This window comes from Microbulbifer sp. JSM ZJ756, from assembly GCF_044383805.1.
GTDB lineage: Bacteria > Pseudomonadota > Gammaproteobacteria > Pseudomonadales > Cellvibrionaceae > Microbulbifer > Microbulbifer zhoushanensis.
This window is the reverse complement of sequence record NZ_JBISER010000007.1, coordinates 99,778-112,183: the sequence shown is the minus strand read 5'-3', so window position 1 is coordinate 112,183 and position 12,406 is coordinate 99,778. Positions and strand designations below refer to the sequence as shown.

The 12,406-nt window shown below is 64.9% G+C and carries 6 protein-coding genes; 1 reads left to right on the top strand and 5 read right to left on the bottom strand.

Annotation, left to right across the window (positions count from 1 at the left end; all coding sequences use genetic code 11):
* The first annotated feature begins 961 nt into the window (after nt 1-961).
* Entirely contained in the window at nt 962-3,121 is a 2,160-nt protein-coding gene (locus tag ACH6CX_RS12515; protein WP_396675502.1) for a PKD domain-containing protein, read from the top strand.
* A gap of 743 nt (nt 3,122-3,864) precedes the next feature.
* Here ACH6CX_RS12515 and ACH6CX_RS12510 read toward each other — a convergent pair.
* From ACH6CX_RS12510 to ACH6CX_RS12490, 5 genes are all read right to left on the bottom strand, one after another.
* On the bottom strand, nt 3,865-4,914 hold the full coding sequence (locus ACH6CX_RS12510) for a family 16 glycosylhydrolase (protein WP_396675501.1): 1,050 nt from the start codon (nt 4,912-4,914) through the stop codon (nt 3,865-3,867).
* Complete coding sequence (locus ACH6CX_RS12505) at nt 4,911-6,854, bottom strand: glycoside hydrolase family 3 protein (protein ID WP_396675500.1); 1,944 nt, start codon at nt 6,852-6,854, stop codon at nt 4,911-4,913. The genes ACH6CX_RS12510 and ACH6CX_RS12505 overlap by 4 nt, the downstream gene beginning before the upstream one ends.
* Before the next feature lie 150 nt (nt 6,855-7,004).
* Nucleotides 7,005-9,596, bottom strand: a complete 2,592-nt coding sequence (locus ACH6CX_RS12500; protein WP_232940000.1) for an exo 1,3/1,4-beta-D-glucan glucohydrolase — start codon at nt 9,594-9,596, stop codon at nt 7,005-7,007.
* Nucleotides 9,597-9,656: 60 nt separating this feature from the next.
* Entirely contained in the window at nt 9,657-10,646 is a 990-nt protein-coding gene (gene glk, locus ACH6CX_RS12495; RefSeq protein ID WP_232940001.1) for a glucokinase, read from the bottom strand.
* 228 nt (nt 10,647-10,874) lie between these two features.
* On the bottom strand, nt 10,875-12,203 hold the full coding sequence (locus tag ACH6CX_RS12490) for a sugar MFS transporter (protein ID WP_232940002.1): 1,329 nt from the start codon (nt 12,201-12,203) through the stop codon (nt 10,875-10,877).
* Between the last annotated feature and the right edge of the window lie 203 nt (nt 12,204-12,406).

Sequence of the window (12,406 nt, the reverse complement as noted above, 5' to 3'; positions counted from 1 at the left end):
TTTGGTACCACAGGATGTGCCTGTGTGGGCCCTGTCTCCGGTGCTGCCGGGGCAGGGCCCTTTTTTGTTCCGTTCCGGTAAGGGATTGCGTAGTTAAGGTATCGCGGCCAGCGGCCGCTCCTACGGCGTGTTGCAGTTCTGTAGGGGCGGATCTTGTATCCGCCCTTTGTGCTTGCGGTTAGCTGGGCGCACACAAGGTGCGCCCCTACGAACAGCCACCAGAGATTAATCCAATTATCGCGGCCAGCGGCCGCTCCTACGGCGTGTTGCGGTTCTGTAGGGGCGGATCTTGTATCCGCCCTTGGTGCTTGCGGTTAGCAGGGCGCACACAAGGTGCGCCCCTACGAACAGCCACCAGAGATTAATCCCATTATCGCGGCCAGCGGCCGCTCCTACGGCGTGTTGCAGTTCTGTAGGGGCGGAGCTTGTATCCGCCCTTTGTGCTTGCGGTTAGCAGGGCGCACACAAGGTGCGCCCCTACGAATAGCCACCAGAGATTAATCCCGTTATCGCGGCCAGCGGCCGCTCCTACGGCGTGTTGCAGTTCTGTAGGGGCGGATCTTGTATCCGCCTGTTGTGCAATTGAGTCTGATCGCGGCCATGGGCCGCTCCTACAGGGGGCTGTTGCCCTGGCGATAAATTTCCAGGGAATATTTCTTTAGTGGAACTTTGTTCCTGCGGGATATTTTCCCGTTTTCTGCCCCGCCTTCCCGCCTGAAGTGCGCTTTATTTCCCGCCGGGCTGGTAATGGGTGAATTTTGTTCGCCAATGCCCCCTGCACCCTTATGGTTCATAACAGTGATGCTGCACCCAAATCGGGCCACATCGCCGTGCATTTGACCCGCCCCGACGTTTCGACCCGTGTCTCCACCACTTTTCTTTTTTACCGCTGATAACTTGCTTGGTCGCATGGCAGCGGTCGTGGGCTGTGCAGATAATAATGACTTCGAGGAAATCGAGAATGTACAGCGACAAGAGAGCGAAGAGCGCCATCTTCGGCGCGGCGATGCTGAGTTCATCCATCGCCATCGGGCAGCAATGCCAAAACCCCGCCCCCGTTTGGGAAGATAATTTCGACGGTACCGCAGTTGATACCACCAAGTGGGAAGTCATGCTCGGCGATGGCTGCAGTTACGGTATCTGCGGCTGGGGCAACAACGAGTTGCAGTCCTACCAGGCCGACAATGCCACCGTAGAGAACGGCATCCTGACCATCACCGCGCGCAAGGAGCGCGTGAAAGCCAAGAACTACACCTCTGCGCGGCTGCGCACCGCCAATATGCCCAACGGCGGTGAGTGGACCAACGGCCGCTTCGAGGCGCGCATGAAGCTGCCGAACAGCTCCGGCATGTGGCCGGCGTTCTGGATGCTGCCCACCGACCCGGCCGAAGGCTGGCCGATCAGCGGTGAGATCGACATTATGGAGGCCACCGGCCAGGCGGACATGTTCGTGTTCGGTACCCTGCACTACGGCGAGCCCTACCCCAACAATTCCCACACCGGCAACAAGGTGCTGAGCCAGCCGGAACCCTGGTCAGCCGACTTCCACACCTACGCGCTGGAATGGGAACCCAACGAGATGCGCTGGTACGTGGACGACCAGCTGTACGCCACACTCACTCCCGATGACCTCACCGATGCGTCTTACTGGACCTTCGAGAACTACCAGTACCACTTCCTGCTGAACATGGCCGTGGGTGGAAGCCTGGGCGGCCCGGTAGACGATTCGCAGCTGCCGCAGACCATGCAGGTGGATTACGTGCGGGTGTACGACTACGGCCAGCCGAGCGTGGTGGGCGACCGCATTGTGGACAACGGCGAGAGCACGACTTATTCCGTGGCCGGGGCCATCGGCAACGGCGCCAGCTACAGCTGGTCTGTACCTGCCGACGCCACCCTGGTTGCCGGTGCCGGCAGCGACACCGTAACCGTGCAGTGGGGCAGCAACGGCGGCGACCTGGCCGTGAGCGTTACCGACGACTGCGGCAGCCGCAGCCTGTCCCTGCCGGTGCACGTATCACCGCAGATGGCGCAGGAGACGGTACTCGATGATTTCGAGGCGAACCGCGAGCTGGGCTACACCTACTTCGATGGCACCTTCATCATGGACGCGGCCAACCCGGCCCCGGACGCCACCAACGGTTCCTCCACCGTGGCCAGCTATACCCGCTCCGCGACGGCCCTGTACGACGTGATCGCGGCCGATACCACTTCGGTTGCGGATGCGGCGCCCCTGCTGGCGGGCACTAAGGCGTTCTATATGGACGTGTTTACCACCGCCGCCCCGGGCACCGAGATCCTGGTGCAGCTGGAGGACAGCAGCCAGGCCACGCCCGACAACTACCCCACCGGACGCCACTCCAAGTACGCAGCCTACGTGGGCGAGGAAGCGGGCTGGCAGCGGCTGAAGTTCCAGCTGGCCGACCGCATCGACGGAGCCACGCCGGACAGCGCGGTTAACAGCCTGGTGGTCCTGTTCGACCCGAACAGCCTGAACGGCGACACCTACTATTTCGATAACTTCGATATCTACGGTGCCGCCACCGGTGGCAACCAGGCGCCGACGGCCAGCGCCAGCTACAGCTGCGACGGCCTGAGCTGCAGCTTCGATGGCAGTGCCAGCACCGACAGTGACGGCTCGATCGCGTCGTACCAGTGGGACTTTGGTGATGGCGCAACCGCGTCGACCGCCACCACATCCCACACCTACGCCGCGGCGGGCACCTACACCGTGACCCTGACCGTGACCGACGACCAGGGGGCGAGCGACCAGACCAGCTTCAACGTAAGCGCCAGCGACGGTGCCGCTGCCACCACCATGTATGTCTCCAGCGTGGTGAACGGCACCGCATCGGCCGGCAAGGGCCAGAAGTACGCCACCGCCACCGTGACGGTGCTGGACGACCTGGGCCGCGGCGTCAGCGGCGTGAGTGTGACCGGCAACTTCAGCGGCGACATCACCGAGAGCGGTGCAACGGCGACTACCGATGCCAACGGCATGGCCACCGTCACCAGCACCGCCACGGCCGGTGGCAATGTGTCCGCCAGCTTCTGTGTCACCGACCTGAGCGGCGGCGGCCTGAGCCACGACACCGGCGCCAGCGCCGGCCTCTGCCAGTAAGTAAACAAAAAGAATGCAACCGGGTGGGCCCCCAGCCGCCCGGATTGCACGACGAGGTATCCTCTCCTTTGATCATTGGGCCCCGTTTCCGGTATTGCGCCGGAGCGGGGCCTTTTTTGTTTCTGGTGCAGGCTCTGGCCCGGTTTGGTTTCGCGGCCATAGGCCGCTCCTACAGGTGTATGAGCGGTTTCGTAGGGGCGGATCTTGTATCCGCACGTGGTGCCTGCGGAGTCGTGCCTCAACCGAGATCGATCGCGGCCATGGGCCGCTCCTACGAAGGGGGGAGTGCGGAACACAGTGCGGGTCCTGTTTTTTGTAGGAGCGGCCCATGGCCGCGAACCAGGCCCGGTAAAAACAGTTTTCCCGGGCGAAATCCCCTCTCCTGTAGGCCCGGTGCCGGCTGTGGGCAGGGCGCGCGCCCCTACAACGAGGCGTCGATAAATATTGAGAGGTACGCCGCTGCGTTCCGGGGCGCAATGCCCCGGGCATATTGCGGCGGAAAAAATTCCGTAGGGGCGAACCTTGTGTTCGCCCGGCTTGGGGATTGCCTCCAGGCTCGGGGGTTGGCCGGGGACAGGGCGCACACAAGGTGCGCCCCTACGTGGGATGCCCCGATCGAGCAGGATCGCGGCCATGGGCCGCTCCTACGGCGTGCGCGAGGCTTGTAGGGGCGGATCTTGTATCCGCCCGTTTGTGCGTGCGGTGAGCTGGGCGCACACAAGGTGCGCCCCTACGGGTGCGGGTCAGGCTTCCGGTGTCTGTTTACCGGAATTGCTGACGCCGGGATTGAGGACAGAGTCGTCGCCGCGGGAGGCGCAGCCCTTGCCGGTCTCCCGGTCGCGGGTGCATTGATAGACGCGCACGTAATCCACTTCCATCTGTTGCGGGAAGGCGCTTTCGTCGATGCCGGTGTCGTTTTCCTTGCCGGCCCAGTTGCCGCCCACCGCCAGGTTCAGCAGCAGGTGAAACCTGCGGTCGAACGGTGCGTGGGGGCTGTCGGGTTCGGCGGTGGAGTACCAGCCGTCGCTGGTCTGGGTGGCGTAATGCACGCCGTCCACGTACCAGCGGATCTCGCCCTGCTCCCACTCCAGCGCGTACTCGTGGAAGCCGTCGGCGGGGTTGGCGCCACCCGGCAGGCGATAGACCTCGCCGCTGTGCACGTTGTCCGGCGCGGGGCCGCCATAGTGCAGGGTACCGTGCACCCGGTCCTCGCCGCCCACATGCAGGTTGACCGCCTCCATGATGTCGATCTCACCGGAGCTGGCCCACTTGCCGTAGTCCCAGTCGGTGGGCAGCATCCACACGGCGGGCCAGGTGCCCTGGCCCTGTGGCAGCTTCGCGCGGATCTCGAAGCGGCCGTATTTCCAGTCGCCCTTGCCGGCGCTGCGCAGGCGGCCCGAGGTGTAGGTGCCGCTGCCGCTGGTGTCGCCGGCATCGTAATCCGGGTGATCGTCCATCACCGCCGGGCCCACCGCATCCTCGCGGATGGCCTTCAGGTGCAGGTGCCCGTCTGCGACCCACACGTTGTCCGGGTCGTCCACGTAACATTGCGACTCGTCGTTGCCGCCGCCCCAGCAATTGCGCTCGTAGCTCCACTTGTCGGTATCGAGTTGTTCACCGTCGAACTCATCGCCCCATACCAGGCAGTAGCCGGATTCCAGCGGCGCGGTGAGGCAGTTGCGGGCCCCGGCGGTCGCAGTGGCCGGGTCGCCACTGTCACTGCAGGCGGTGATGGCAACGGTGACGGCAGTGAGCGCGGTAAGGGCCAGGGGGCCCTGCCATTGTGTATTCACTGCTGCTCCCCCGCTGCCCGCTTCTGCTCCTCCCCCTTATCTGCTGCATAGGTCAGGCCGTGGCCGAACGGGAACAGCGGGTCGTAGTCTGCGTCGCCCTTGTTGATCGGGATCTGCTTGAGGCTTTTCGGCCAGGTGACCGGCAGCTTGCCGGTGGGGGCGTAATCGCCGAACAGCACGTCCGCAACGCCGTCGCCCTCGGAACCGGGCAGCCAGGCGGCCACCAATGCATCCCATGCGGGCAGCTGGTCGGCGACCAGCAGCGGGCGGCCGGAAACCAGTACCACGACCGTGGGGATATCCGCGGCCTGCACTTTCTCCAGTACCGCCAGCTGCTCGTCGCCCAGGGTCAGCGGCTTGCACAGCTCGCACGGGGCCTCGCGGTAGTCACCCATGCCCTCGGCGTAGGGCTGCTCGCCCACCACCACGATGGCCAGGTCGTGGCCCGCGGCACCTTCACCCTCTGCGCTGAAGGTGACCGGGCCACCGGCGACATCCTTGATGCCCTCGAGGATGGTGGTGCCCTCGGTGATATCACCGGCCTTGCCCTGCCACTCGATGGTCCAGCCACCGGACTGCAGGCCGATATCGTCGGCGTGGGCACCGGCGACGAATACCTTCTGGCCCCTGGCCAGTGGCAGCAGGTCGCCGTCGTTTTTCAGTACCACCTGGGATTCCCGCACCGCCTGGCGGGCCAGGGCGCGGTGGTCCGGGTGGCCGAGCAGTTCACCGGCCTGCGGGCCATTGGCCAGCGGCGGCAGCGGGTTGTCGAACAGGCCCGCCTGCAGCTTGGTTTTCAGGATGCGGCTGACGGCATCGTCGATGCGCTCCATCGACACCTCGCCGGCCTCCACCGCGGCGGTGAGGTCGGTAATGAACTGCTGCCATTTCTCCGGCTCCATCACCATATCCACACCGGCGTTCACCGCGCGCACCACGCGCTCGCGGTTGGTGTCTGCGGGGATCTCCTTCAGTGCCTCCCAGTCGGAAATGGTGAAGCCGTCGAAGCCCAGTTCTTCCTTGAGTACGCCGGTCACCAGCTCCTTGTGCTCGTGCATTTTCTTGCCGTTGACGCTGCTGTAGGAAATCATCACGGTGCCCACGCCGGCGTCGATCGCCGGCAGGTAGGGGGCGATATGCTGCTCGCGCAGCTCCTCGTCGGACACCCGGGTATCGCCGCGGTCCATGGCGTAGTCGGCATCACCGGTGCCATAGCTGGTGCCGCCGTCACCGACCCAGTGCTTGGCGGTGGCGACAATCTTGTTATTGGCCAGGGTATCGCCGTTCATGGGGCCGCCCTGCAGGCCGAACACCAGCGGCTCGGCGAACTCTGTCACCAGCTGCGGGTCCTCACTGAAGCACTCGTAACCGCGGCCCCAGCGCTCGTCGCGGGTGACGCACAGGGTGGGCGCAAAGGTCCAGCTGACACCGGTGGCGGCCACTTCCCGCGCGGTGGCTTCGCCAATCTTCTGTGCCAGTTCCGGGTTGCGCGTGGCACCCAGGCCGATGTTGTGCGGGAAAATCGTGGCGCCCACCACGTTGCTGTGGCCGTGCACGGCGTCGGTGCCGTAAATGATGGGGATACCCAGGCGCGTGGAGGTGGCGGCGTCCTGGTAGTCGCTGATCATCTGCACCCACTCCTCGCGGGTGTTGTCGCCGGGGAAGGAGCCACCGCCGTTGAGGATCGAGCCCAGGTGATAGTTTTTCACATCTTCCGGGGTGGCGTGGCGGCGCTCGGCCTGGGTCATCTGGCCGACCTTTTCCGCCAGTGTCATGCGGCCAACCAGCGCGGCCACGCGGCTGTCGATATCGCCCGCTTCCGCTTTAGCGGATTCTGTTTCGGCGGGTTTCACTGCATCCGGCTCGGCGGTGCAGCCCCCCAGGGCCAGCAGCAGTGCCATTGCACAGGCGCCGAATCGGCCAGGATTATTGGCAAACATTTTCTCTCCTCCACTGGTCGGCCAGTCCGGGCTGCAACACTGCCGCTGCCCGGCTGGCGATTATTTTTCGTAGTGTAAATCACAATGCCCGGGCGAGTGCCCGGGCATTGCGTTGTGCCAGTCGGTGCTGGCGGTAAAGGGCAACGGTTATCAGCCCTGGCAGCGGATCACCGCGTCGCCGGCCTTGTTGGGCACGTACTTGATATTGGCCACGGCCAGCTCCAGCGCGCCCTCGCTGCGCAGTGCCACGGCGTTGGATACGCGGCTGAAATCGGCGCCCTTGTCGACGAAGCACTGCAGGTCGATGGACAGCTTCTGCCACTCGCCCGGCTGCAGTGCCTGCAGGGCGTTCTGCAGCGGCAGTTCCGCGGTGCAGTCGTCACCACAGGCAATCACGGCGTTCACCGGTTGCTCGGGCTTGCTGTCCACGCGGATGTCCAGGGTCAGGGCGGCGCCCTCTTTCAGGTAGCGGCTCAGGTCCTGGGGCTGTTCCGCGGCCAGCTGCACGCTGCCCGGGCGCAGGCCTTTCCACTGGATACGGCGCGCGTCTTCCTGGGATTCCATATCGATGGAGGCCACGGTGATGTTCTCATCGTCACCGCTGGCGGCGCGGTTGCCGGCGACGGTCACCGGTGCCTGGCCGGCCTCGGTGATCTGCAGCTGCCACGGGGAGCGCGGGCGGGACACCAGCATCCACGCATCTTCCAGGGCACCGTCGGCATAGGTCTGGCCGTCCTCGGTAAGCTCATTGCTCACCAGCGACTCCTGGCCGGCGCGGAGGCCGTAGCCCAGCTTGAACAGCGGTGCGTATTCCTTATGGTAGGGATTCAGTACGGTCTGGTGTACCTGCTCCGGCCAGCTGAACGGCAGGGTGCCGGTAAAGTCGTAGCGCACATTGCCCTCAGCATCGGTGAACAGTACATCCGCCACACCGGCGCCCTCGGAACCCGGCAGCCAGGCGGCGACGAAGGCGTCGGACGCGTTCATTTCCTTGTTCACCCACAGCACGCGGCCGGACAGGAATACGCTCACTACCGGGATGCCCTGGGACTTGAGTTTTTTCAGCAGCGCCAGGTCGGCCTTGGTGGCCACCTGGTATTCCAGGCTGGACAGGTCGCCGTGCCATTCCGCGTAGGGGTTCTCGCCGAACACCACGATGGCCACATCCGGCTTTTCGCCGTTGGCAAAACTGTCAGCGGCAAACTCGCCCTGCTCGCTCAGGACCGCTTCACCACCGGCACCTTTCACGGCTTGCTCGATCCCCTCGAAGATGGAGGTGGCACCGGGGAAATCCTCGCGGGTGGTACCGGTGCCCTGCCAGGTGATGGTCCAGCCACCGGACTGCTTGGCCAGGTTGTCGGCGCCATCGCCGGCAACCAGGATATTCTGGGTCGGCTTCAGCGGCAGCAGCTGGTCGTTGTTCTTCAGCAGCACCAGCGACTTGCGCACCGCCTCGCGCGCCAGCGCGCGGTGCTCGTCGTTGCCGACGATATCTTCCTTGCCGGCCAGCGGGCGGTTGTGCTCGAACAGGCCTGCGCGGACCTTGACCCGCAGGATGCGGCGCACCGCGTCGTCAAGGCGCTCTGCGGGAATCTCGCCGCTCTGCGCCTGGGCCAGGGTGTTCTTGTACAGCTCTTTCCAGTCGGACGGCACCATGAACATGTCCAGGCCGGCGTTGATGGCCGCGGCACAGCTGTCGACGGTGCAGCCGGGCACGAACTTGTGGCCATTCCAGTCGCCCACCACAAAGCCGTCGAAGCCCAGGCGCTCCTTGAGCACGTCGGTCAGCAGGTATTTATGGCCGTGCAGGCGCTCGCCATTCCAGCTGTTGAAGGAGGCCATCACTGCCTGCACACCGGCGGGCAGGGCACCGAAGTAACCGGCGGCATGCACCTCGGCCAGTTCCTTTTCCGGCACCTGGTTGTCACCGCGATCGATACCGCGCTGGGTGCCGCCGTCACCGATCCAGTGCTTGGCGGTGGCTACGAGTTTCTCGCCGCCGAGGAACTCCTCGGAGTTCTTCTCGCCCTGGGTCCCCTTGACCATGGCCTCGGCGTAGGCTTTCACCACAGCCGGGTCCTCGGAGTAACTTTCGTAAGTACGGCCCCAGCGGTCGTCGCGTACGACAGCCACGGTGGGGGAGAAGGTCCAGTCGATACCGGTCACCGCCACCTCGCGTGCGGTGGCCTCGCCGATGCGGCGGATCAGGTCCGGGTCGCGGGCGGCGCCCAGGCCGATATTGTGCGGGAACAGGGTGGCCCCCATGACATTGTTGTGGCCGTGCACGGCGTCGCTGCCCCAGATGATGGGGATGGCGGTGCCGCCGTCGGAGGTGTCCATGGAGGCCTCATAGAAAGCCTCGGAGAGAGCGTGCCATTCCTGCGGGGTAGCCAGCTTGTTGTTGTGCGGGTAGCTGCCGCCACCGTTCAGGATCGAGCCCAGGTGGTACTTCTTCACGTCTTCCGGGGTGACGTACTTGATCTCCGGCTGGATCAACTGGCCGACTTTTTCCTCCAGCGACATCTGCGCCATCAACTCATCGATGCGTTTCTCGACAGCCGGGTCTTTCGGCAGCGCCGGTTCCAGTTTCGGCCACACGCTGATATCGCCGCCGCTTGCCTCGACTTGCGCCGCGCTGCTCGTCTCGGGTTTTGCTTCGCTGGTCGCCGCGCGCTCGCCGCAACCGGCGAGGATTGCGCTGCACAGCAACAGGCCGGTGCCCATCTGCCGGGAAAAAGACATGGGTTCTCTCCTCATTTCTTCGGGAACTCTGTTATTCGTACTTTTTGTTCGCACTTGCTTTTATTCATTGCTGCCCGGGAACGCCGCCGCCCCGTGCAGGGCCGGGAACGGGTGGTGCACCAGGTACACCGGCAACTCGGCCAGGTAGCCGGACATGGGGCCCTTGGCCCGCAGCCGGCGCTCAAAATCACTGCGCACCAGCAGCGGGTGCATCTTCGGCAGTATGCCGCCACCCAGGTACAGACCGCCGCGGGCACCGAGCACCAGTGCCACGTCGCCACAGAAGCCGCCCAGCAGGCCGCAGAATGTGTTTACGGCATCGCGGGCCAGCGCACATTCGCCCACCAGCGCCGCAGCGCCGATGTCGGCGGCGCTGCGGGCCGGCACAGCGGCATCCCGCACGGCGACCATTGCCCGGTAGATATTTTCCAGCCCCGGGCCACTCAGCAGGTGCTCCGCGGAGACATGGTCGAACTCGCGGTGCAGGTAGCGGATGATGGCGAATTCCTCGTCAGTGGCCGGGGCGATACTGGCGTGGCCGCCCTCGCCGGGGCGGGCCTGCCAGCCCGCTGCCGTACGCTGCAGGCCGCAGACACCCAGGCCGGTACCCGGGCCCACCACGGCGCGCACGGGCTCACTTTCCGGCAACGGGCCGGTGAGGTTGTCGATTCTTTCCAGGTGGGTGCCATCCAGGCCGGGACAGGCCAGGGCCAGGGCGGCGAAGTCATTCAGCAGGGAGACGCGGCGATAGCCCAGGGCCTCCGCCAGCGCGGCGCCGGTAAAACTCCATGGCAGGTTGGTGACCGCCACCCGGTCCCCGTCCACCGGCCCGGCCACGGCGATACAGGCCTCACCGATTTCCGCCGCCGCGGCGGCGGGAATCGCCTCCAGGTAGGCGCGGATGGCATGCTCAAGGGAGGCATGGCTGGCACAGGGCAGGGTGAGGATCTCCTCTACCGCGGCGTCGCCCGGGGAGGTAATGCCAAAGCGGGCGTTGGTGCCGCCGATATCGGCAACGAGCATCCGCTGCCGGCCTGTTATTGAAGTCACACCGGCGTCGTTTCCCGGCTTTCCTACCTGTATCGCTGCTGCCTGCATATCCGAACCCGCTTACCCCTTTAACCTGCTGGTTATCGTTATTCTTGGCCGCCACGTGTAACGCACGACCGGCAGCATGACAAAATGCAATTACCTGCCTTCGCTGCCAAGGGGCCGCGGCGGGATAGTCGGCGGGGTGGTCTGAATTCCGGACAAGAGGGAAGCTGCCCGGCGCGCAACTCAGGTGCGGTTGCGCAGCAGCGGGGAGAATGTGCCGTAGTAGACGATGTAGCAGTAGCACAGCAACGGCACCAGGAACGACAGCTGGATACCGATCTGGTCCGCCAGGATGCCCTGCAGCAGGGGCACGAAGGCACCGCCGACGATAGCCATGCACAGGATGCCGGAGCCCTGGCTGGTGTGCCGGCCCAGGCCCTGCAGGGCCAGGCTGAAGATGGTGGGGAACATGATCGAGTTGAACAGGCCCACGGCAATGATGGCCCACACCGCCTGCATGCCCGAGGTGGCCATGGCCAGCACGATCATCACCGCGGCTCCCAGCGCACAGGTGGCCAGCATCACGCCGGCGGAGATATAGCGCAGTAGCAGGGCACCGGCGAAGCGGCCGATCATGGCGCCGCCCCAGTAATAGGACACATAGCGCGCGGCCTCACCGGTACTCATGCCGGCCACGCCGGGCTCGCCGAAGAAGTTGACCAGGAAGCTGCCGATTGCCACCTCGGCGCCCACATAGACGAAGATCCCGATGGCACCCAGGGACAGGCGGGGATGGCGCAACAACTCCAGCTTGCTGTCGGCGCCGGGGCGCACCTGCGACGGCAGCTGGTGGCCGGGAATGCTGGGCAGGCGGATCCAGGAGAAGAACGCCACCATCAGCAGCAGCACCACCGCCAGCCAGAAATAGGGAGCCTCCACCAGCGCCGCTTCCTGCGCCCGGAAGGCCTGCAGCCCCTCGGCGGTGGAACGGTCGATACCCACCGAGACGCCGGCAAAAATCACCAGCCCGCCGAAGAATGGCGCCAGGGTGGTACCCAGGGAGTTGAATGCCTGGGTCAGGTTGAGCCGGCTGGGGGCGGTAGCCGCACTACCGAGGGCAATCACGTAGGGATTGGCGGATACCTGCAGGATGGTAATGCCCGCGGCCAGGACGAACAGGCCCAGCAGGAATACCTCGTAGACCTGCATGCGTGCGGCGGGGATAAAGATCAGGCAGCCGGCACAGGCAATCAACAACCCCATCACCAGCCCCAGCTGGTAGCCGACGCGCTTCAGCAGCTTGCCGGCGGGAATGGAGACGATGAAGTAGGCGGCGAAGAAGCTGAACTGGACGAAGATCGCCTTGGTATAGCTCAGCTCGAATACGTTCCGCAGGTGCGGCACCAGGATATCGTTGAGGCTGGTGATAAAGCCCCAGATAAAGAACAGGGAGGTGAGCACCACCAGGCCGGTGCGCGTCGGCACAGTGGCCGATGCGGCCGACTCGATCGGCGTTGCCATGCCCGCATGGGATCCGCCTATCTCGCCCGTGCCGGTGACTAACTCTTTCATCGGGAATCCGGTCTATTGCACCTGCCTAGCTCGCTGGAAACAGCCTGGTTAAAACGCGTGGCGGCTGCTCGCGCAAGCCGCCCGCGGGCGCGAACCTGTGCGGCTCGCAGCAAGAGTCCTGTGAGACTGTCTTTGCGTCGCTGGGTCGTTTTTATCACGGCGTTGCCGCTTTTCTTTTGCCCCGCACATGGCGGGGGCCCTGC

Excerpts from the sequence above, each read along its gene's own strand:
- ACH6CX_RS12490 (WP_232940002.1), bottom strand. The coding sequence starts at position 12,203 with ATGAAAGAGTTAGTCACCGGCACGGGCGAGATAGGCGGATCCCATGCG.
- ACH6CX_RS12500 (WP_232940000.1), bottom strand. The coding sequence starts at position 9,596 with ATGTCTTTTTCCCGGCAGATGGGCACCGGCCTGTTGCTGTGCAGCGCA.
- ACH6CX_RS12505 (WP_396675500.1), bottom strand. The coding sequence starts at position 6,854 with ATGTTTGCCAATAATCCTGGCCGATTCGGCGCCTGTGCAATGGCACTG.
- ACH6CX_RS12515 (WP_396675502.1), top strand. The coding sequence starts at position 962 with ATGTACAGCGACAAGAGAGCGAAGAGCGCCATCTTCGGCGCGGCGATG.